Genomic DNA, 21,644 nt, shown 5'->3' on the forward strand with positions numbered 1-21,644 from the left:
GCCACGCAGCGCCGTCTCACAGGTGTGGGGGCCCACGGTGTTGGGGGACACCGCGGCCAACTACGGAACCGCCCACGGACCCCAAGTCCGTGGGCGGTTCTGTCTCGTCCGCTACCGCAGGGGTGGGGTCCGGGTGGAACGAGCGACGGCTCGCCCGCGCCTCACCAGCTACCGCTGAGCTCGTTGAGCGCGCCGACGAGGAAGACGACGGCGCGTACCGGGTCGTCCGGGAGCGCGGTCGCACCGACCTCGGCGACCGTCTGCGCGTCCGCGCCGCGACCGGCGAGGTAGAGCGGTCGGTCCTCCGCGAGCTTGCGCAGCGAGGTGGAGTGCGCGGTGAAGGCCGTGGTGCGCGTCGCGGCCAGCACGACGGCGTCGGCGCCGGCGGCGTGGGCGGCGGTCACCACGGCCGGGATCGGGGTGTCGGCGCCGAGGAAGCGGGGGCGTACGCCGCGCTCGCGCAGCATCAGCGCCACGCAGAGCAGCACCAGGTCGTGGCGCTCCCCCGGCGGGCAGGCGAGCAGCACGACCGGGGAGGGCGCGGACGCGTCCTGGAGGACCGCCTGCGGCGGCACCGACGACAGTGCCGTGAGCTTGCGGCGCAGCATGTCGCTGACGAAGTGCTCGTGCGCGACCGACAGCGTGCCGGCCTCCCAGCGGTCACCGACCTCCCGCAGGAAGGGCAGCACGACCCCGGTGACGGCGCCCGACAGGGGCACGTCCCAGAAGAGCCGGGCGAGAGCGATCTCGGCCGTCTCGGCGTCGAACGTCTCGACCGCGGCCCAGAGCTCGCCAGTGGTCGTGGTGATGGTCACGAGCGAACGCTAGACCGTGGCAACCGGCCGCGACCACGTTTCTCGGGGTGAGGCGCGCTCACCCGGCGACGGCCATGCGCGGGATGACCGTGGCCCCCGCCGCAGGGGTGAGGAACACGGTGCTCCCCTCCTCCAGGCCGAGCGCGCGCGCGTGCGTGCGGGTCAGCACGACGGAGACCTCCTCGCCGTCGACGGTGAGGACGGTGAGCCGCACCTCGAAGCCGATCCGGACGAGTCGCGAGACGGTGCCCTCGATGCTCCCGGCGTGGTGGGGAGAGGACTCCACCTCGACGTCGTGCGGGCGCAGCGAGACACCACCGAGGTGCGTCACCTCGCCGAGGAAGGACATCACGAAGTCGTTGGCCGGCTCGTCGTAGAGCTGGTCGGGAGTGCCGACCTGCTCGACGCGGCCCTCGTTGATGACGACGATCTCGTCGGCGACCTCCATGGCCTCCTCCTGGTCGTGCGTCACGAAGACAGTGGTGACGTGCACGTCGTCGTGCAGGCGCCGGAGCCAGTCACGCAGCTCCTTGCGGACCTTGGCGTCGAGCGCGCCGAACGGCTCGTCGAGCAGCAGCACGGTCGGCTCGACCGCGAGCGCGCGGGCCAGGGCCATGCGCTGGCGCTGGCCGCCCGAGAGCTGGGACGGCAGGCGGTGGGAGAACTGCGAGAGGTGGACGAGCTTGAGCAGCTCCTGCACGCGGTGCTCGATCTCGTCCTTGGGCCGCTTGCGGATCTCGAGGCCGAAGGCGACGTTCTTCGCGACGGTCATGTGCTTGAAGACCGCGTAGTGCTGGAAGACGAAGCCCACGTTGCGCTTCTGCGGGGGCAGGTGCGTGGCCTCGGTGCCCTCGATGTTGACCGAGCCGCTGTCGCCCTTCTCGAGACCGGCGATGATGCGCAGCAGGGTGGACTTGCCGCCGCCGCTCGGACCGAGGAGTGCCGTCAGCTGACCGGTCGGGATGGTGACGTCGACGTCGTCCAGCGCGACGAAGTCGCCGAACTTCTTGTTCAGCCCGCGTACTTCGATGCTCATGGGGGATGACCTTTCGGGAGTGCCTGAGCGGATGCTCAGTCGTGGACCTTGGGACGGAGGAGGGCGACGACGATCAGGCTCGCCACGCACACCATCACCAGGAGGAAGGCGATCGCGTACGCCTCGCCCTGGGCGAAGTTCTGGTAGCTCTTCTCGACGGAGAGGGTCGCGGTCTGGGTCTTGCCGGCGACGTTGTCCGAGACGACCTTGACCGCGCCGAACTCGCCGACGGATCGCGCGAGGCTCAGCACGACGCCGTACACGACGGCCCACTTGATGCTGGGCAGGGTGATCCGCCAGAACGTCTGGGGCGCGTTGGCGCCGAGGCTGCGGGCGGCCTGCTCCTGCTCGTCGCCGATCTCGGTGAGGACCGGGACGACCTCGCGGATGACGAGCGGCAGCGCGACGAAGCAGGTCGCCATCACCAGGCCGGGCGTGGCGAAGATGACGGAGATCCCGTTGTCCTCCAGACCGGTGCCGAGCCAGCCGTCGCGACCGTTGTAGACCAGCACGAGCGCGAGACCGACCACGACCGGCGACACCGACAGCGGTACGTCGACCAGTGCGGACAGCACCCGCTTGCCGGGGAAGTCGTAGCGGACCAGCAGCATCGAGATCGTGACCCCGAAGACGAGGTTGATCAGCACTGCTGCGACCGCGACCTTGCCGGTGAGGGCGAGCGCCGAGACGACGTTGCTGTCGGTGAGGGCGTCGGTGAGGTTGGTCAGCCCGCCCTCGAAGGTGCGCCGGATGAGCAGCCCGACGGGCCAGGCGACCAGGAAGAACACGTAGCCGACGGCCACGGCCCGGAGCGCCCACTTGGTGGGCGTGGAGGTGCTAACCACGGCGGGCCACCCTTCGCTGCACGATGTCCAGCACCACGATCACCAGCAGGGCGATGAAGAGCATGACCGAGGCGAGGGCCGCGGCGGACGAGTAGTTGCCGTTCTCGATGAAGGACAGCACGCGGACAGAGACCACCTCGGTCTGGTTGGGCCGGTTGCCGCTCAGGAGGACGAGCGAGCCGTACTCCGAGATGGCGCGGGCGAAGCTCAGGGCCGCGCCCGAGGCGATGGCCGGCACGAGGCTGGGCAGGATGATCCGCCGGAAGATGGTGGGGCGGCTGGCGCCGAGCGAGGCGGCGGCCTGCTCCACGTCGGTGTCGAGCTCCTCGAGCACGGGCTGCACGGTCCGGACGATGAACGGCAGCGTCACGAAGGCCAGGGCGAGGGTGACGGCGTTGGGGGTGAACGCCCACTCGACGCCGATCGGGCTGTTGGGGCCGTAGAGGCCGAGCAGGACGAGACCGGCGACGACCGTCGGGAGGGCGAACGGCACGTCGATGATGACGTTGAGGAGCCGCTGGCCCCAGAACCGGTCACGCACGAGGACCCACGCGATGACCGTGCCGACGACGACGTTGATGAGGGTGACGACCAGCGACTGGGTGACGGTGAGCTGCACGGCGTTCCAGGTCTGCGGGTTCTGGAGCACCGTGTAGTACTGGCTCCACCCGCCGGAGGCTGCGCGGGCCACGATCGCGGACAGCGGCAGGAGCACGAGCAGGCTGAACCAGATCATGGCCAGGCCCAGCCCCACGCCGGCCCCGGGGGTCAGCGTGTTGCGGGGCGTCGTACGCCGGGTCCGGCCTCCCTGCGGGGAGGCCGGACCTGCGGTGTCGATCGTCGCCCCGGTGAGGGCGGCTGACATCAGCTCTCGCCCTCCTGGCCGGTCTGCTGCTGCAGCTCGGTGATGATGCCGAGGGGGTCGCCCTCTTCACCCGAGCCGAAGTACTTGTCGGCAGCCTCGCCCCAACCGCCGAAGTTGTCGTCGATGGTGTAGAGCGTGCCGGGCGTCGGGAAGGGGTCGGCCGGGTCGTTGGCACCCTCGACCTCGGGGATCTCCACGCCGTCCACGACCGGGCGGAAGCCGAAGGCGGCGTAGTCCGCCTGGGCCTCGGGACCGGTGAGGAAGGTCAGGAAGTCCTTCGCCGCCTGGGGCGCGTCGACGGTGACCGCGGCGGGGTTCTCGATCAGCAGGGTGTCGTCGGGGACGACGTAGTCGAGGTCCGCGCCGTTCTGCTTGGCCAGGATGGCCTCGTTCTCGTAGGAGAGGAGGACGTCACCCGAGCCGTCGGTGAAGGCCGTGGTGGCCTCGCGGCCGCTGGCCGGGAGGGCGATGATGTTGCCGAGGAGCTGGGTGATGAACTCGCGGCCCGTGGCCTCGTCGTCCGTGCCGCCGGTGGCGTGCGCCCAGGCAGCGAGGATGTTCCAGCGGGCCGAGCCCGACGAGCCCGGGTTGGGCGTGATGACCTCGACGCCGGGCTTCACCAGGTCGTCCCAGGTCTGGATGTTCTCCGGGTTGCCCTTGCGGACGACGAAGACGACGACCGAGGAGGTCGCGATGCCCTTGGTCTCGTTGTCCTTCCAGTCGTCGGCGACGAGGTCGGCGTCGACGAGGCGGGTGATGTCGGTCTCGAGCGAGAAGTGCACGATGTCGGCCTCGGAGCCGTCCGCGACGGCACGGCTCTGGTCGCCCGAGGCGCCGTAGGACGGCTCGAAGGTGACGTCCGCGCCCTCGTCGGTGCCCTGGAAGTCCTCGAAGATGCCTTCGTTGGCGGCCTCGAGGATCGAGAACCCGCTGAGGCGGAGCGCGGTGCCGTCGTCACCGCTGCCGGAGCCGTCGGCGGAGGAGCAGGCGGAGAGGGCCAGTGCCCCGACGAGGGCGGCCGCAAGAGCGGCACGTGAACGGATCTGCATGGGGGGATCTCGACTTTCTTGATCGGTGAGCAATGTCGAGAAAGATACATGACTTTATGGACGTCAATGACATTGGCCGCCCAGCGGACGCGTGTCGTGGGTCACGTAGGCCCGCTGCACGCCCGTTCCACGCGTGGACGAGGCGTCCATCACGTGGGGACGGCCGTCCAGACCACCCCTGCGCGACTACTGTGGGAGACGGGCGAACGCCCCCTTTGGACACGCAGGAAGCACGCACGGAAGCAGGGCAGTCAGTGAGTGGATCGGCCAAGCAGGTCAGGCAGCTGGACCGCGTCATCATCCGGTTCGCCGGCGACTCCGGCGACGGCATGCAGCTCACCGGCGACCGCTTCACCCAGGAGACCGCGGCCTTCGGCAACGACCTGGTGACGCTGCCCAACTTCCCGGCGGAGATCCGGGCACCCCAGGGCACCCTGCCGGGCGTCTCGTCGTTCCAGGTCCACTTCGCCGACCATGACATCCTCACCGCGGGCGACGCCCCCGACGTGCTCGTCGCGATGAACCCCGCAGCGCTGCGCGCCAACCTCGGCGACCTGCACAAGGGCGCGACGATCATCGTCGACACCCACGACTTCACCGCGCGCAACCTGACCAAGGCCGGCTACCAGGACAACCCGCTCGAGGGCGACAGCCTCGACGCCTACGCCCTGCACACCGTCGACCTCACCGGCATGACGGTCGAGGCGGTCAAGGAGTTCGGCCTCTCCCGCAAGGACGCCTCGCGCGCGAAGAACATGTTCGCCCTGGGCCTCCTGTCGTGGATGTACGGCCGTCCGACCGACCCGACGACCTCGTTCCTCGCCAAGCGGTTCGCCAAGGTGCCCGACATCCGCGACGCCAACGTCGCCGCGTTCAAGGCGGGCTGGAACTTCGGCGAGACGACCGAGGCCTTCGCGGTGCAGTACGAGATCAAGCCGGCGGTCATGCCTCCGGGCACCTACCGCAACATCACCGGCAACCTCGCCCTCGCCTACGGCCTCGTCGCGGGCAGCGTGCAGTCCGGCCTCCCGCTGTTCCTCGGCACGTACCCGATCACCCCGGCCTCCGACATCCTCCACGAGCTGTCGAAGCACAAGTCCTTCGGCGTCACGACGTTCCAGGCCGAGGACGAGATCGCCGGCGTCGGTGCCGCGATCGGCGCGTCGTACGCCGGCCACCTCGGGGTGACTTCCACCTCGGGCCCCGGCGTGGCGCTCAAGTCCGAGGCGATCGGCCTCGCCGTGATGACCGAGCTGCCGCTCGTCGTCGTCGACGTCCAGCGCGGCGGCCCCTCCACCGGCCTGCCCACCAAGACCGAGCAGGCCGACCTGTTGCAGGCGATGTTCGGCCGCAACGGCGAGGCGCCCGTGCCGATCGTGGCCCCGCAGTCGCCCGGCGACTGCTTCGCCGCCGCGGTCGAGGCGGCCCGGATCGCCGTCACCTACCGCACGCCCGTGCTCCTGCTCTCCGACGGCTACCTCGCCAACGGCTCCGAGCCGTGGCGGGTCCCGACCGTCGACGAGCTGCCGGTCATCGACCCCGCGTTCGCGACCGAGAAGAACCACGGGTCGGGCGACGAGGCGGAGTTCTGGCCCTACCTCCGCGACGAGGCGACCCTCGCGCGGCCGTGGGCGATCCCCGGCACGCCCGGCCTCGAGCACCGCATCGGCGGGCTCGAGAAGGGCGACGGGCACGGCAACATCTCCTACGACCCGGCCAACCACGACTTCATGGTCCGCACCCGCCAGGCCAAGGTGGACCGGATCGCCGACACCATCCCGCTGATCGAGGTCGACGACCCGTCCGGCGAGGCCAAGGTGCTCGTCATCGGGTGGGGCTCGACCTACGGCCCGATCGGTGCCGGCGTACGCCGCGTGCGCAAGGCCGGCTACCACGTGGCCCAGGCCCACCTGCGCCACCTCAACCCGTTCCCGAGCAACCTCGGCGAGGTGCTGAAGGGCTACGACAAGGTGCTGGTGCCCGAGATGAACCTCGGCCAGCTGTCGCTGCTGCTGCGCGGCAAGTACCTCGTCGACGCCGTCGGCTACAACCACGTCCGCGGACTGCCCCTCAAGGCCACCGAGCTCGCGCACGCCATCGGCGAGCTCGTCGGCCAGGCCGAGGGGATCGACATCGAGCTGGGCGTCTGGGGCGAGCCCACGCAGAAGGAGCACATCTGATGAGCACCTCCCCCCTCACCGAGCTGGGACTTCCCGCCATGCGCTCGGGCACCGAGCTGGTGCCGGCCGCCGACGGACCGCAGACCGGCAAGGAGTTCACCTCCGACCAGGAGGTCCGCTGGTGCCCAGGCTGCGGCGACTACGCCGTGCTCAAGGCCGTCCAGTCGTTCCTGCCCGACCTCGGGCTGCGCCGCGAGAACATCGTCTTCGTCTCCGGCATCGGCTGCTCGTCGCGCTTCCCCTACTACCTCGACACCTACGGCATGCACTCGATCCACGGCCGGGCGCCGTCGATCGCCACGGGCATCGCCACCGCGCGCGAGGACCTGTCGGTCTGGGTCGTCACCGGTGACGGCGACGCGCTGTCGATCGGCGGCAACCACCTGATCCACGCGCTGCGCCGCAACGTCAACATGACGATCCTGCTGTTCAACAACCGGATCTACGGGCTGACCAAGGGGCAGTACTCCCCCACCTCGGAGACCGGGAAGGTCACCAAGTCGACCCCGATGGGCTCGCTCGACCACCCGTTCAACCCGGTGTCGCTCGCGCTCGGGGCGGAGGCGACGTTCGTGGCCCGCACGATCGACTCCGACCGCAAGCACCTCACCACGGTGCTCGCCGCGGCCGCCGCCCACCGGGGCACGTCGCTGGTCGAGATCTACCAGAACTGCCCGATCTTCAACGACGGCGCCTTCGACGCGATCAAGAACCCCGACACCAAGGCCGACGCCATCATCCCGCTGGTGCACGGCGAGCCCGTCACCTTCGGCGTGGACGGAGCCAAGTGCCTGGTCCGCGACGAGACCACCGGCGGCGTGAAGGTCGCGATGCGTGCCGACGTGGCGGACGACGACGTGCTCGTCCACGACGCGCACAGCCCGGACCCGACGATGGCCTTCGCGATCTCGCGGCTCACCGACTCGGGCTACCTCAACACCTCACCGATCGGCATCTTCCGCCAGGTGGAGCGGGCGACGTACGACGACCAGGCGCGCGAGCAGGTTGCGACGTCGCGCAGCACGGTGTCCGACAACGACACCGCCGACCAGTCCGCCCGGTTGGCGGCGCTGATCGGCGGCGGCGACACGTGGACGATCCTCTGATCGTCCGACGATCGCCGGGTCAGTCGAAGTAGAGCGTCCAGACCTTGCCCTTGGTGTTGCCGAAGCCGTTGGAGTGGTCGACCTTCGAGCGCCACTTCCAGCGACCCTTCTCGGGCGCGTAGATCCTGGTCTTGTAGGCACCGGCGTCGTCGGTCTTGATCTTCTTGACGACCTTCCACTTGCAGCTGCCGCACTTCTTCTTGAGGATCTTCACCTTCTGGTTGGCGTACGGCAGCAGGGTGCCGTCGGCCTGGGGCTCCATCACGGTGCCCTTGAGCTTGAAGGCGTTGTAGCTCACCTGCTTGTCGCCCGGCGGCACCTCGTCGATGATGCGCTCGGGCAACGAGCCGGCGGTGGCTCCGGTCGCGAGCACACCTCCGACGAGCAGTGCGGCGACGAGTGCGGCCAGGACGGCGCGGAACTTCCGCATGTTGAACTCCCCCTCGAGATACCTTCTGGATTGACTGACGTTCGGGTGACGCGGGGTCCCAACCCCGAGACCGCCCCATCGTAGGCGACGTCCCGGCCCTAGACTCCCCGAGTGCCAGATAGCCGACACGGACTGCTGCTCGGCGCGCTGGCCTACGTCATGTGGGGCACGTTCCCGCTCTACTGGACGCTGCTCGAGCCGGGCGGCGCCATCGAGATCCTCGCGCACCGCATCGCCTGGTCCTGCGTCGTCATGGTCGTCCTCGTGGTGCTCCTGCGCCGGGTGCCGCAGCTCACGGCGCTGCTGCACGACCGCAGGCGGCTGCTGCTCATCTGCTGCGCCGCGGTGGTCATCACGCTCAACTGGGGCGGCTACATCTGGGGCGTCAACAACGGCCGGGTCGTGGAGACCGCCCTCGGCTACTTCATCAACCCGCTCGTGACCGTCCTGATGGGCGTCTTCGTCCTCGGCGAGCGCCTGCGGCGGCTGCAGTGGGTCGCGATGGCGATCGCGTTCGTGGCGGTCGTCGTGCTGGCCGTCGACTACGGCCGACCGCCGTGGATCGCGCTCCTCCTCGCCTTCTCGTTCGGCACCTACGGACTGCTCAAGAAGCAGGCCGGCGTCGGCGCGGTCGAGAGCATCACGGTCGAGACCGTCGTGCTGTCGCCGTTCGCCGTGGCGTACATCGTGTGGCTGATGGCGACCGGGGCGTCCAGCTTCGGCTCGCACGGCGTCGGCCACGCGCTGCTCTTCACCACCACCGGCGTCATCACCGCCGTGCCGCTCATGCTGTTCGGGGCAGCCGCGATCCGGGTCTCGATGGTGTCCCTCGGGCTGCTCCAGTACCTCGCCCCGACGATCCAGTTCGCCCTCGGCCTCACCGTCTTCGACGAGGCGATGCCGGCAAGCCGCTGGATCGGCTTCGGGCTGGTCTGGCTCGCACTCGTCGTCTTCACGATCGAGGCGCTCAACCACCGGCGCCACCAGCTGCGGCTCGTCGCCCACGCCTCCGCCGCCTGAGCGCAGCGAGGGGCCACCGGTGCTCGACCGGTGGCCCCTCGTCCGCTCCTGCTCAGGTCATCGCGTCCTGCCGCGATCGACGACGCTGAACCTGATCACCTTGCGGCCCGCCTCGACGGCGGCGTCGCCGCGGTACTTCACGACGACCTTGACGCGCCCGGTGCGGTAGAACGCCGGCAGCTGGACGCTCGTCCGGCCACGCCGGGTCAGGGCCTCGGTCCAGACCCGCTTCTTGCCCAGGCCGCGGACCTTGATCCGGACCGTGCCGGACGGCACGACGTCGTCGGCGCGGAGGGTCACCCGCAGCTTGACCCGGGTGCCGACCTCGACGGGCTTCACCATCTTGGTGCCGATCCGCGGCGCCACCCGGTCCGCCGTGGGCGGGGTCGTGGGCGTCGGGGTGGTCGTCGGTGTCGAGGTCGGGGTCGGGGTGGCCGTCGGGCTCGGCTCCGTCGTCGGCGGCTGGGTGCCCGTGATGGTGATGTCCGCGTCGTTGACGTCGAAGAAGTAGTTCTCCACCGCCTCGACCTTGATCCGGGCCGTCGTCGTGTTGATGTCGGGCCAGGTCACCTGGGTGTTGCCGTCGTTGGGCGTGCTCTCCGCCAGCACCGTCGGGAAGGTCCTGCCGCCGTCGGTGGAGAGCGTGATCCTCACGTTGGGCGACATCGACGTCGTGTTGGCCGTCCAGTAGACCGTCTCGGTGCGTCCGCCCACGGCCGCGGCGTTGGTCGCGCTCTTCGACGTGACCCGGAACGGCGTGGCGTTGGGGGTCCGGTCGAGCAGGAGCTTGACGTCGGCGTAGGAGTAGCCGCCACCCTCGGGAGCGAGGTCGCGGGCGGTGAGCCGGAAGTTGAGCGACGGCTCGGTGTTGCCCGGGAACCCGGCAGCGGGGACGGCGGCCGCCCCGACGTAGTCGGCGGTCGGCAACCACTCGGCGAAGCACTCGATCACCGGGACCGGCACGTTGGTCGCACCACCCGACGGCGGCTTCGGCGGCATCGCCGGGCAGGTGCCCGTCGTGGCGTTGGTGTTGTTGGCCAGGACCTGCTCCATGTCCGGGAACACCCGCGTCGGGCTGGACGAGGCCAGGTTCTCCCCGGGCGAGTTGATCTGGAGCGTGCCGGCCGGCGTCACCGGTGCGTAGGCACCGAAGATCCGGAAGAGCGGACCGTCGACCTTGGTCTGGCTGCCGAGCGCGGTGCCGGCGGCACCGCCCCGGTCGTTCTGCTCCCAGATGTAGACCAGCGGGTCGCCGTCGGCGTCCGTCGCCGAGCCCGTCAGCGCGAACGGCGTACGGAGCGGGATGGTCTTGGTCTCCGGCGCAGCGACGACAGGCGCACGGTTGCCCGACGCGACGACGGTGTTGCCGCCGTTGCGCTGCGGACCACCCTGCGCGGTCTCGCCCACGAAGCCGGTGACGTCACCCGAGGCGGGCGTGAAGCCCATGGCGGCGACGTCCGTGCCGGCGTACGGCGCACCGGTGAACCGCACCTCGAAGCCGGTGTCGTCGAGCGTGGTGGCACCGCCGAAGCCGCGGACGTCGACGGTGGTCGGCCCGGTCACGGCCTCGATGGCCGCGTCGATGCCGGCGAGGGAGTAGCTCGTGCCGCGAACGATGGGCGCGGTCTGCGTCCCGTTGACCGTCAGCGTGAAGGACTCACCGTCGGCGTCGAAGCCACGCAGCGACACCGTCTGGACGTCGTTGATGGCGGACCGCGCCGCGGTCACCGTGGTGCTGATGTCGGTGATGCTGCGCTGCGAGAAGTAGGGGTCGCTGTGCGGCTGGAGGTTGTCCTGCTGGCAGATGCCGGCGTAGGCCATGATCGACGTGCCGGAGCCCGGCTCGTAGGGCGAGCCGCCACGGTTGCCCGAGCAGTTGAACTCGGTGCCGTTGAACGTGTGCGGGCCGCCGAACTGGTGCCCCATCTCGTGGGCGACGTAGTCGACGGCGAAGTAGTCGCCCTCGGGCGTCGGGAGCCCGGTGCACCCGCGTGCCTTGCCGTCGCCGCCGACCACGCCGAGGCCGGCGACGCCCCCGCCGTTGACCCCGAGCGCGATGTGGCCGATGTCGTAGCTGGAGGCGCCGACGAGCTGGCCGAGCGCGATGCGGTTGCGGTTGAGCAACCCGCCCGTGCAGCCGCCGGCGAGCGTGGCGGGCGGGAAGCACGGAGCCGAGCCGCACGGACCGTTGGCCTCGATCGCCTTGGCGTCGGTGTCGAGGTTCAGCTTCTCCGTCTGGTCGATCAGGACCATCCGGATCGCCAGGTCGTCGTTGTAGATCTGGTTGACCCGGTTCATCAGGGTCACCTTCTCGGCGAGGACGTTCTGCGTGCCGAAGTACGTGGCGTAGGACGGGTCGGTGACGAGCGCGAGCCGGTAGGTCCGGAGCGACACCTCGGCGCCGGGCCCCTCACCGGCGAGCTGCGCCTCGAGGTCCTTCAGGGTGTCCTCGTCGAGCTCGGGCTCGACCAGGCCGCGGTCGCTGCGGGGCAGGTCGCCGTTGCGGTAGGAGAGGTAGAGGCTGTCGTCGCCGTTCCAGGCGGGGTCGACGTACCAGGCGGCCTGGTTGCCCGAGCCGCGCACCGCCGCGTGGAAGCCCATCGGCGTCAGGTCGAGCCGGATGGTCGCCGTCGGGTCGCCGACGGCGCGCCCGGCGTAGGTCTTCAGCTCGGGGTGCTCGGCAGCGAGGCCCGCCTCCATGACCGGGGACTCGTGGACCCGGAACTCGACGAGCTCGCCGTTGGGGGCCGGGACGGTGATGACCGTGCCGGCGTCGTTGCGACGTGCGGCGTCCTCGGCCGGAGCGTCGGCGAGGGCCGCGCGCAGTCCCGCGCGGTCGAGCGTGAACGCCGCCGAACGCGTGGGCTCGACGCGGCGCTCGATGGCGCCCCTGTCACCGCCGGGGCGTTGGTCGGTCGCGGTCCAGTAGCCGCCACCCGGCGGAGCGGCCGAGCCGGACAGGGTCAGCGCCTGCATCCCCGCCAGGGCGAGGACGACGGCGACGAGCACGGACAGGAGGCGCAACGGTCGAGACATGGGACCCCGAGACTCTCGCAGTGATGGAGGCCCGAGAGTAAAGGGATTCCTTGCCGGCCTGCACCAGCCGGAAGGATGATCTCGACGACGGGAGCTACGCGGAGCGGGTGGCCACGACGTCGGCGAACGACTCCAGCGCGGTGCGTACGGCGCCGGGCTCGAGCGCCGTGAGCCGCTGCTTGGCCTCGGTCGCCTGGCCGAGGACGTAGGCCTTCGCCTGCTCCAGCGCAGGGTGCTTGCGAAGGAGGTCGAGGGCCTCCGCGTGCTCGTCGTCGTCGGTGAGGGGACGGCCGAGCAGCTCGAGGAGGCGCGCGTCGGCCGGGTCGGTCGACGCCTGGGCCATCAGGACCGGCAGGGTCGGCACGCCCTCGCGGAGGTCGGTGCCGGGGGTCTTGCCCGAGGTGTCGGACTCCGAGGCGATGTCGAGGATGTCGTCGGAGAGCTGGAAGGCGGAGCCGACGATCTCCCCGTAGGCGCGCAGCGCCTCCACGACCTCCGGGGTGGCACCGGCGAACATCGCGCCGTAGCGGGCGGAGGTGGCGATCAGGGAACCGGTCTTGCCGGCGACGACCTCGAGGTAGTGGGCCAACGGGTCCTCGTCGGGACCGGGCTTCACGGTCTCGAGGATCTGGCCCTCGACGAGGCGGGTGAACGTCTGCGCCTGGATGCGTACGGCGTCCGGGCCGAGGTCGGCGGTCAGCTCGGAGGACTTCCCGAAGAGGAAGTCGCCGGTGAGGATCGCGACGTGGTTGTCCCACCGGGCGTTGGCGGTGTCGGCGCCGCGTCGCAGGGCGGCCTCGTCCATCACGTCGTCGTGGTAGAGCGAGGCGACGTGGGTGAGCTCCACGACGCAGGCCGCGGTGTGCACCTCCTCCGCGTCGGGGGTCGGTCCGGCCTCCGCGGCGAGCAGCACCAGCAGCGGCCGGAACCGCTTGCCGCCGGCCATCATCAGGTGGGTCGCTGCCTCGGTGACGTAGGGGGTGCGGCCCCGGCAGTGCTCGGCGAGGAGCTCCTCGATGCGCGCCAACCGACCGACGAGCCGCTGCTCGAGCTCGGCGTCGACGACGGGCAGGGCGAGGGGCGAGTCGCTCACCTGATGAATTCTCCCGCAACGGCCGCGAGGTCGAGCACCGGACCCGGCACGACGCCGAGGACGAGCGTCACCGCCGCGCCCACCGCGATCGTCGTCGCGGTCAGCACCGAGGGGTACGCGACCTTCGGGCCGTCGCCGACCGGCTCGTCGAAGTACATGACCTTGATGACCTTGATGTAGAGGAACGCGGCCACGATGCTCGCGAGCACGGCGGCGACCACGACCGGCCAGGCACCGGCGGCGAGCGCCACCGAGAAGACGGCCAGCTTGCCGACGAACCCGGACGTGAGCGGGATGCCCGCCATGGCGAGCAGGAAGAAGGCGAAGACCGCCGCCACCACGGGCGACTCCTTGCCCAGCCCCGCCCACCGCTCGATCGCGGTGGTCTCGCCACCGGCGTCACGGACCAGGCTGACCACGGCGAAGGCGCCGATCGTCGCGAAGCCGTAGGTCGTCAGGTAGAAGAGCACCGCCTGGACCGACGTGATCTCGCCGGGGGCGAGCTGGTCGGAGGCCTGGAGGCCGAGGACGCCGGTGAGGATGAAGCCGGTGTGCGCGACGGACGAGTAGGCCAGCAGGCGCTTGATGTCGTTCTGGGTGATGGCCAGCGCCGCACCGACGAACATCGACAGGATCGCGATGATCCACATCATCGGCTGCCACGACCAGCGGTCGGCGCCGAGCGCGACGTAGAACAGGCGCATGATCGCGCCGAAGGCCGCGACCTTGGTGCCGGCCGCCATGAAGGCCGTGACCGGGGTCGGGGCGCCCTGGTAGACGTCGGGGGTCCACGCCTGGAACGGGACCGCACCGACCTTGAAGAGCAGTCCGACCGACAGCAGGCCGGTGCCGATGAGCAGCAGGCTCGAGCTGCCGACGTCGTTGCGGACGGCCTCGTTGATCCGGGCGAAGTCCATCGACCCGGCGTAGCCGTAGAGGAGCGCGGCGCCGTAGAGGAAGAAGCCGGACGAGAAGGCGCCGAGGAGGAAGTACTTGAGGGCCGCCTCCTGGCTCAGCAGGCGACGACGGCGCGCCAGCCCGCTCAGCAGGTAGAGCGGGAGCGAGAGCACCTCGAGGCCGACGAACATCGTCAGCAGGTCGTTGGCCGCCGGGAAGAGCATCATCCCGAAGACCGCGAACATCATCAGCGGGTAGACCTCGGTGTGCTCGCGGTTGGCCGCGACCGCAGCCGTCTCCGCGTCGGTGCCCGGCACCGCGGACGCCTGGCCCGCGAACGCCGACATGCCGCCGTCGAGGTGGCGCTCGGCGAAGAGCAGGACGCCGCCGATGGCCAGGGCCAGCACGAGGCCCCAGATGAACAGGCTCGGGCCGTCGACGGCGATCGTGCCGCCGACCGCGAGGATGCCGCGCGCGGCACCGTCGTCGTACGTCGTGACGTCCTGCGCGACGAGCACGACGCCCACCAGTGCGCCCACGAGGCCCGCGAGGGCCAGCACGACCTGGGTGATGTAGCGCACCGCGCGGGGCGCGAAGGCCTCCACGACGACGCCGAGGCAGGCCACGCCGAAGACGAGGAGGAGGGGCCAGAGCTCGAAGTAGTCGACGCTGGGCTTGACGAACTCGATCACTGGCGACCAGCCTCCTGGGTCTCCTGGGCGATGCCCACCCCGGCGAGGGTGTCGTGGACGACGGGATTGATGACGTCGAGCAGCGGCATCGGGAAGAAGCCGAAGAGCACGAGCGCGAGGGCGAGCGGGGCGATGATCCCGACCTCACGCCGGTCGAGGTCCTGGACCGGGGCGATGCCGGGGCCGGTCATCGTGCGCTGGTACATCCAGAGCGCGTAGAAGGCGGCGAGGACTATCGCGAGGACCGCGACCGAGCCGACCAGCCAGTGGTGGTCGAAGGCCGCGATGATGACCATCATCTCGGAGACGAACGGCGAGAGGCCGGGCAGCCCGCAGGCCGCGAGGCCGCCGACGAGGAAGAACCCGGCGAGGACCGGGGCCGACTTCTCGACCCCACCCATCTCGCGGATCGAGGCCGTCCCGGTGCGCTGGATCAGGAACCCGGCGACCAGGAACATCAGCGCCGTGGCGATGCCGTGGTTGACCATGTAGAGGATCGCACCGGTGCCGCCGGTCGGGCTGAAGACGAAGATGCCGAGCACGATGAAGCCGAAGTGCGACAGCGACGTGAGGCCGATCAGGCGCAGGACGTCGTCCTGGCCGATGGCGACCAGCGCGCCGTAGATGATCGAGATCAGCGCGAGCACGACCACGAACGGCGTGGCCCACTGCGAGGCGTCCGGCAGCAGGCCGAGGCAGAACCGCAGCATGCCGAAGGTGCCGATCTTGTCGAGCACGCACACGAGCAGCACGGAGGTGCCCGGCGTCGCCTTCTCGGTGGTGTCGGCCAGCCAGGTGTGGACCGGGAACATCGGCGCCTTGATCGCGAAGGCGATGAAGAAGCCGGCGAAGAGCCAGCGCTGGGTGATCGGGTCGATGTCGATCGCGGCGAGGTCGCTGAGCAGGAAGCTCGGGGTGCCGTTGTCGGCCGAGACGACGTAGAGGCCGATCACCGAGGCGAGCATCACGAGCCCGCCGGCGAGCTGGTAGATCAGGAACTTCGTCGCCGCACGACCGCGGCCGCTGCGCCCGAAGCCACCGATGAGGAAGTACGCCGGGATCAGCGTTGCCTCGAAGACGACGTAGAACAGCAGCACGTCGGTCGCGGTGAAGACGGCCAGCGACATCGTCTCGAGGGCGAGGGTCCAGGCGAAGAACGCCTTGGCACCGCCGTTGCCCTCGGCGTCGGACTCGCGCCACCCGGCCAGCAGGACGATCGGGACAAGGACCACGGTCAGCAGCACCATCAGGATGCCGAGGCCGTCGACGCCGAGCGCGTAGTGCACGCCGAGCGACTCGATCCAGACGTGGGTCTCGGTGAGCTGCATGCCCGCGTCGGCCTCGTACTGCACCGCGGCGACGATGCCCGCGAGCAGCGTCGCGCCGGCGAAGCCGATGCCGACCAGTCGGGACACCGCGGCCGGCGCGAACGCCGTCACGAGGGCGCCGACGAGCGGCAGGAGGATCAGGATGGTGAGGATCATGCGAAGTTCACCGCCAGGAGGGCCAGGACCACGAGCAGCGCACCGGCGAGGACGGACAGGGCGTAGGAGCGGACGAAGCCGTTCTGGAGGCGACGCATCGTCGTGGACAGCCCGCCGATGCCGGCGGAGCCGCCCTCGACCACGCCGTCGACACCGACCCGGTCGAACGTGGCGAGACCGCCGACGAGCGACGCCCCGGGCCGGACGACGACCGCGTCGTTGATCGCGTCGCCGTAGAGGTCGGCGCGTGCCGCGCGGGTCGCGAACGACACCTCCTGCGGGGCCTCGCGCGGGACGTCGCGCTTGCCGACGAGGAACCAGGCGGTGGCGACGCCGATCGCGACCACGGCGGTGATGATCAGCGTGATCACCAGCGCGGGCAGCGGCGGCTCGTGGTGCTCGGCGTGGCCGGTGACCGGCTCGAGCCAGGTCACGATCCAGTCGCCGAGGAGCAGCACGCCACCGAGGACGGACAACGCGGCGAGCACCATCAGCGGGACGGTCATCACCTTGGGCGACTCGTGCGGGTGCACGTCCTTCGCCCAGCGCTTCTCGGTGAGGAACGTCATCAGCATCAGGCGGGTCATGTAGAACGCGGTGATGCCGGCGCCGAGCACGGCGAGCAGGCCCACCACCAGGTTGTCGGCGAGCGCCGTCTCGATGATGCGGTCCTTGGACCAGAAGCCGGAGAAGCCGGGGAACCCGATGATCGCGAGGTAGCCCATCGCGAAGGTCAGGAAGGTGACCGGCATCGCCTTGTTGAGGCCGCCGTAGTGGCGCATGTCGACGTCGTCGTTCATCCCGTGCATGACGGAGCCCGCGCCGAGGAACATGTTGGCCTTGAAGAAGCCGTGCGTGAGCAGGTGGAAGATCGCGAACGGGTAGCCCACCGGGCCGAGGCCTGCGGCGAGCATCATGTAGCCGATCTGGCTCATCGTCGAGCCGGCGAGCGCCTTCTTGATGTCGTCCTTGGCGCAGCCGAGGACCGCACCCCACAGGAGCGTGACCGTGGCGACGACGACCACCGCGGTCTGCGCGATCGGGGCGAGCTCGAAGATGAAGTTGGCGCGGACCACGAGGTAGACGCCCGCGGTGACCATGGTCGCCGCGTGGATGAGGGCCGACACCGGGGTCGGACCCTCCATCGCATCGAGCAGCCAGGCCTGCAGCGGCACCTGCGCGGACTTGCCGCACGCGCCGAGCAGGAGCAGCAGGCCGAGCGCGGTCAGCGTGTCCTGCGACGCGTCACCGGCGCGCTCGCTGACTCCGGCGAAGTCGGCGGTGCCGAACGTCGCGAACATCAGGGCGATGGCCAGCGAGAGGCCGATGTCGCCCACGCGGTTGATGACGAACGCCTTCTTGGCGGCCGCCGCGGCCGAGGGCTTGTGCTGCCAGAAGCCGATCAGCAGGTAGGACGCGAGGCCGACGCCCTCCCAGCCGAGGAACAGGCCCACGAAGTTCGCCGAGAGGATCAGCGTGAGCATCGCCGCGACGAAGAGGTTGAGGTAGCCGAAGAACCGGCGACGGCGCTCGTCGTGCTCCATGTAGCCGATGGCGTAGACGTGGATCAGCGAGCCCACGCCGGTGATCAGCAGCAGGAACAGGGCAGCGAGCTGGTCGTAGAGCAGGTCCATGCCGACGCTGAGCGAGCCGGTCTCGAACCAGGTCCAGAGGTGCTGGCCGATCTGGCGCTCCTCGGCACCGCGGCCGAGCAGGGCGACGAAGAGCACGAGGCTGAGCACGAACGACAGGGTCGACATCGCGGTGCCGACGAGGTGGCCGTGCTTGTCGGCGGCGGCCTTGAGCGAGCCCTGGAGGAACGGCGCCACGGCGAGGAGCAGGAACGCACCGAGCAGCGGGAGCGCGATGACCAGCCACAGCAGGTCGAACACGCCGCCGGCGCCGGTGTCGGGCGAGACGACGGGTGCCGCACCGCCCTCCTCGACGAGGCGGACTGTCTGGGACAGGAGGTTCACAGGTGCTCCCTCAGTACTTCAGCAGGCTGGCGTCGTCGACCGAGGCCGAGCGTCGCGTGCGGAAGATGGTCATGATGATCGCGAGGCCGATCACGACCTCGGCTGCCGCCACCACCATCACGAAGAAGGCGGTGATCTGGCCGTCGAGGTTGCCGTGCTGGCGGGCGAAGGCGACGAACGCGAGGTTGCAGGCGTTGAGCATCAGCTCGACGCACATGAACACCACCAGCGCGTTGCGGCGCGTGAGGACACCGACGCACCCGATGGTGAAGAGGATCGCCGAGAGAACCACGTACTGGGTCACTTCACGTCCTCCGTCGTGTTCGCAGGAGTGCCGGCCTTGCCGGAGGTCTCGGGCATGGAGGCGGGGTCGCCGATCTGGGCCGTGACGACGTCGATGTCGTCGGCGAGCGCGGGGGCCGAGCGGACCGTGCCGCGGGCGGCGAGGACGCGCGAGACCGAGGACTCGGCGGCCGTGCCGTCAGGCAGCAGCGCCGGGGTGTCGACCGCGTTGTGGCGGGCGTAGACCCCGGGCGAGGGCAGCGGGCCGGGGTGCTTGCCGTGCTCGCCGAAGTCGCGGATGCGCTGGGCGGCGAGGCTCGCCTGCGTGGCCTTCGGCGTGAGCCGCTCGCGGTGGGCGAGCACCATCGCGCCGAGCACCGCGGTGATCAGCAGGGCGCTGGTGGCCTCGAAGGCGAAGACGTAGCGCGAGAACAGGATGTTGGCGATCGCCGGGACGTTGCCGCCGCTGTTGGCCGTGTCGAGGCCGACGACGGTGCCGTAGGTCACCTGGCTGATGCCGACCACGAGGACCGTGCCGAAGAGCAGGCCGAGCACGGTCGCCATGACCCGCTGGCCGCGGATCGTCTCCACGGTCGAGTCGGAGGCGTCGACGCCGATCAGCATCATCACGAAGAGGAACAGCATCAAGATGGCGCCGGTGTAGACGATGATCTGCACCGCGAACAGGAACGGCGCCTCCATGACGGCGTAGAGGAACGCGATGCTGATCATGACCACGGCCAGCAGCAGGGCGGCGTGCACGGCCTTGCGGACGAACAGGATGCCGAGCGCGGCCGCCACCATGATCGGGGCGAGGATCCAGAAGGTCACCGGGACTCCTTCTCGCTCGCGCTCGTCCACTGCTCCTGCGCCTCGCCCTCGGCGCCCACGGTGGCCGGGTCCTTGGCGCGGGCGCTGTAGTCGCCGCGGTAGTAGTCACCCTCGTCGTCGCCGAGACGCATCTCGTGCGGCGGCTGCTCCATGCCGGGCAGCAGCGGGGCGAGGAGGTCGGACTTCTCGTAGATCAGGTCGGCACGGTTGTTGTCCGCGAGCTCGTACTCGTTGGTCATCGTCAGCGCGCGCGTCGGGCACGCCTCGATGCAGAGCCCGCAGAGGATGCAGCGCAGGTAGTTGATCTGGTAGACGCGGCCGTAGCGCTCGCCGGGGCTGTAGCGCTGGCTGTTGCCGTCGGCGTCGGGCTCGTCGCTGTTGGACGCACCCTCGACGTAGATCGCGTCGGCCGGGCAGGCCCAGGCGCACAGCTCGCAGCCGATGCACTTCTCGAGGCCGTCGGGCCAGCGGTTGAGCTGGTGGCGGCCGTGGAAGCGCGGCGCGGTGGGGAGCTTCTCGAAGGGGTACTGCTCGGTGACCACCTTCTTGAACATGGTGCGGAAGGTGACTCCGAAGCCCGCGATCGGGTCCCAGAGGCTCTCCTTGATGCCCTTCGACTCCGAGCCGGAGGTGGACTCACTCATGGTTCTCCTTGGACTCAGCCGTTGCGGTGACGGTGGTGCGGCCGCCCGGCGTGTTGCTGAACGACAGCGGCGCGGCGGCACCTCGTACGGCGCCTCCCGCCGGCATCGGCGGGACGGGGAACCCACCGGCGAACGCGTCGTGGTCCTCCTCGCCCGCCTCGGCCGCGTCGGCCTGGTCGTCCGTGCGCTCGGGCACGAACATCAGGCCGACGGTCAGGACGAGCAGCACGGCGATGCCGGCGACGAGGTAGGTCCGGTTGATGCCGTTGTCGGCCTCGAGCGAGATGACGCGGATGGTGGCGACCGCGACCGTCCAGGCCAGCGACACCGGGATGAGGATCTTCCAGCCCAGCGCCATGAACTGGTCGTAGCGCATGCGGGGCAGCGAGCCGCGCAGCCAGACGAACAGGAAGATGAAGATGAAGACCTTGCCGAAGAACCAGAGCAGGGGCCAGTAGCCGCTGTTGGCGCCCTCCCACACGTTCTCGATGCCCCACGGAGCGGCCCAGCCGCCCAGGAACAGCGTGGTGGCGATCGCGGAGACGGTGGCGAGGTTGATGTACTCGGCCAGGAAGAACAGGGCGAACTTCAGGCTGGAGTACTCGGTGTGGAAGCCGCCGACCAGCTCGCCCTCGGCCTCGGGGAGGTCGAAGGGCGCACGGTTGGTCTCCCCCACCATCGAGATCACGTAGATCACGAAGGACGGCGCGAGGATCAGGCCGAACCACAGGCGGTCCTGGGCGGCGACGATCTCCGAGGTCGACATGGAGCCGGCGTAGAGGAAGACCGCGACGAGCGCGAGGCCCATCGCGACCTCGTAGGAGATCATCTGCGCGCTCGAGCGCAGGCCGCCGAGCAGGGAGTACGTCGACCCGGACGACCAGCCGCCGAGGACGATGCCGTAGATGCCGATCGAGGCGATCGCGAGCATGAAGAGCACGGCGACCGGCATGTCGGTGAGCTGCAGCGGCGTGCGGTGCCCGAAGAAGTTGACCTCGGGGCCGAGCGGGATCACCGACCAGGTGACGAAGGCCGGCACGACCGCAATGACCGGGGCCAGGATGAAGACGACCTTGTCGGCCGCCTTGGGGATGATGTCCTCCTTGAGCGCCAGCTTGACGCCGTCGGCCAGCGACTGGAGGAGGCCGAAGGGCCCGTGCACGTTGGGGCCGACGCGGTGCTGCATGCGGGCCACGACGCGGCGCTCGAACCAGATGTTGAAGAGCGTCAGCAGGACCAGCACCACGAAGATCAGCACGGCCTTGAGCAGGACGACCCACCAGGGGTCCTGGCCGAAGGCCGCGAGCCCGGGGTCGGGCAGGTCGGCGGCGAGGATGCGCATCATCGGGGTCCCCTCGAAGTT

General features: G+C 70.0%; 18 protein-coding genes. 3 read left to right on the top strand and 15 right to left on the bottom strand.

Features of this window, described 5'->3' with window-relative positions:
- Positions 1 to 161: 161 nt before the first annotated feature.
- Genes JI751_RS00395 through JI751_RS00415 form a run of 5 tightly spaced genes read right to left on the bottom strand, consistent with a single transcriptional unit; the run spans position 162 to position 4,610 of the window.
- On the bottom strand, positions 162 to 815 hold the full coding sequence (locus JI751_RS00395) for a cobalamin B12-binding domain-containing protein (RefSeq protein WP_201932116.1): 654 nt from the start codon (positions 813 to 815) through the stop codon (positions 162 to 164).
- Between the two features lie 58 nt (positions 816 to 873).
- On the bottom strand, positions 874 to 1,851 hold the full coding sequence (locus JI751_RS00400) for a sulfate/molybdate ABC transporter ATP-binding protein (protein WP_201932117.1): 978 nt from the start codon (positions 1,849 to 1,851) through the stop codon (positions 874 to 876).
- A gap of 35 nt (positions 1,852 to 1,886) precedes the next feature.
- On the bottom strand, positions 1,887 to 2,696 hold the full coding sequence (locus JI751_RS00405) for a sulfate ABC transporter permease subunit (protein ID WP_201932118.1): 810 nt from the start codon (positions 2,694 to 2,696) through the stop codon (positions 1,887 to 1,889).
- Positions 2,689 to 3,561, bottom strand: a complete 873-nt coding sequence (gene cysT / locus JI751_RS00410) for a sulfate ABC transporter permease subunit CysT (RefSeq protein ID WP_201932122.1) — start codon at positions 3,559 to 3,561, stop codon at positions 2,689 to 2,691. The genes JI751_RS00405 and cysT overlap by 8 nt, the downstream gene beginning before the upstream one ends.
- Positions 3,561 to 4,610: a sulfate ABC transporter substrate-binding protein gene (locus JI751_RS00415; protein ID WP_201932123.1), complete on the bottom strand. Its 1,050-nt coding sequence runs from the start codon at positions 4,608 to 4,610 to the stop codon at positions 3,561 to 3,563. Before JI751_RS00415 ends, cysT begins: the two co-directional genes overlap by 1 nt.
- A gap of 254 nt (positions 4,611 to 4,864) precedes the next feature.
- Between JI751_RS00415 and JI751_RS00420 the strand changes: the two genes are divergently transcribed.
- Positions 4,865 to 6,790 (top strand): 2-oxoacid:acceptor oxidoreductase subunit alpha, encoded by a 1,926-nt coding sequence (locus tag JI751_RS00420; protein WP_307813630.1) that lies wholly within the window; start codon positions 4,865 to 4,867, stop codon positions 6,788 to 6,790.
- Positions 6,790 to 7,896 carry a 2-oxoacid:ferredoxin oxidoreductase subunit beta gene (locus JI751_RS00425; RefSeq protein ID WP_201932125.1) on the top strand — a complete coding sequence of 369 codons (1,107 nt, stop codon included), beginning with the start codon at positions 6,790 to 6,792 and terminating at the stop codon, positions 7,894 to 7,896. The genes JI751_RS00420 and JI751_RS00425 overlap by 1 nt, the downstream gene beginning before the upstream one ends.
- A 19-nt stretch (positions 7,897 to 7,915) precedes the next feature.
- On the opposite strand, the gene JI751_RS00430 is transcribed toward JI751_RS00425, so the two are convergent.
- Positions 7,916 to 8,326 carry a hypothetical protein gene (locus tag JI751_RS00430; protein ID WP_201932127.1) on the bottom strand — a complete coding sequence of 137 codons (411 nt, stop codon included), beginning with the start codon at positions 8,324 to 8,326 and terminating at the stop codon, positions 7,916 to 7,918.
- A 111-nt stretch (positions 8,327 to 8,437) separates the two neighbouring features.
- Here JI751_RS00430 and rarD point away from each other — a divergent pair, with 111 nt between their 5' ends.
- Positions 8,438 to 9,346: an EamA family transporter RarD gene (gene rarD / locus JI751_RS00435; RefSeq protein ID WP_201932128.1), complete on the top strand. Its 909-nt coding sequence runs from the start codon at positions 8,438 to 8,440 to the stop codon at positions 9,344 to 9,346.
- A 57-nt stretch (positions 9,347 to 9,403) separates the two neighbouring features.
- Here the strand turns inward: rarD and JI751_RS00440 are convergent, their stop codons facing one another.
- The 9 genes from JI751_RS00440 to nuoH form a co-directional block, all read right to left on the bottom strand.
- Positions 9,404 to 12,382 (bottom strand): reprolysin-like metallopeptidase, encoded by a 2,979-nt coding sequence (locus JI751_RS00440; RefSeq protein WP_236665502.1) that lies wholly within the window; start codon positions 12,380 to 12,382, stop codon positions 9,404 to 9,406.
- Between the two features lie 94 nt (positions 12,383 to 12,476).
- Positions 12,477 to 13,475, bottom strand: coding sequence for a polyprenyl synthetase family protein (locus tag JI751_RS00445; protein ID WP_201932129.1), 999 nt, complete (start codon positions 13,473 to 13,475; stop codon positions 12,477 to 12,479).
- Entirely contained in the window at positions 13,472 to 15,061 is a 1,590-nt protein-coding gene (nuoN, locus tag JI751_RS00450) for an NADH-quinone oxidoreductase subunit NuoN (RefSeq protein WP_201934396.1), read from the bottom strand. The genes JI751_RS00445 and nuoN overlap by 4 nt, the downstream gene beginning before the upstream one ends.
- Positions 15,061 to 16,548, bottom strand: a complete 1,488-nt coding sequence (locus JI751_RS00455; protein WP_201932130.1) for an NADH-quinone oxidoreductase subunit M — start codon at positions 16,546 to 16,548, stop codon at positions 15,061 to 15,063. Before JI751_RS00455 ends, nuoN begins: the two co-directional genes overlap by 1 nt.
- Positions 16,545 to 18,440, bottom strand: a complete 1,896-nt coding sequence (gene nuoL / locus JI751_RS00460) for an NADH-quinone oxidoreductase subunit L (RefSeq protein WP_201934397.1) — start codon at positions 18,438 to 18,440, stop codon at positions 16,545 to 16,547. Before nuoL ends, JI751_RS00455 begins: the two co-directional genes overlap by 4 nt.
- A gap of 94 nt (positions 18,441 to 18,534) precedes the next feature.
- A complete protein-coding gene (nuoK, locus tag JI751_RS00465) occupies positions 18,535 to 18,828 on the bottom strand; it encodes an NADH-quinone oxidoreductase subunit NuoK (protein WP_201932131.1) in 294 nt (97 codons plus the stop codon).
- Positions 18,825 to 19,637 (bottom strand): NADH-quinone oxidoreductase subunit J, encoded by an 813-nt coding sequence (locus JI751_RS00470; protein ID WP_372440528.1) that lies wholly within the window; start codon positions 19,635 to 19,637, stop codon positions 18,825 to 18,827. The genes nuoK and JI751_RS00470 overlap by 4 nt, the downstream gene beginning before the upstream one ends.
- The gene (nuoI, locus tag JI751_RS00475; protein ID WP_201932132.1) at positions 19,634 to 20,281 is read right to left on the bottom strand and encodes an NADH-quinone oxidoreductase subunit NuoI; all 648 of its coding nucleotides are present in this window, start codon (positions 20,279 to 20,281) and stop codon (positions 19,634 to 19,636) included. The genes JI751_RS00470 and nuoI overlap by 4 nt, the downstream gene beginning before the upstream one ends.
- Positions 20,274 to 21,623 (bottom strand): NADH-quinone oxidoreductase subunit NuoH, encoded by a 1,350-nt coding sequence (nuoH, locus tag JI751_RS00480; RefSeq protein WP_201934403.1) that lies wholly within the window; start codon positions 21,621 to 21,623, stop codon positions 20,274 to 20,276. Before nuoH ends, nuoI begins: the two co-directional genes overlap by 8 nt.
- Positions 21,624 to 21,644: the final 21 nt, after the last annotated feature.

It is taken from the genome of Nocardioides baculatus, from assembly GCF_016735675.1.
Classification (GTDB): Bacteria; Actinomycetota; Actinomycetes; order Propionibacteriales; family Nocardioidaceae; genus Nocardioides; species Nocardioides baculatus.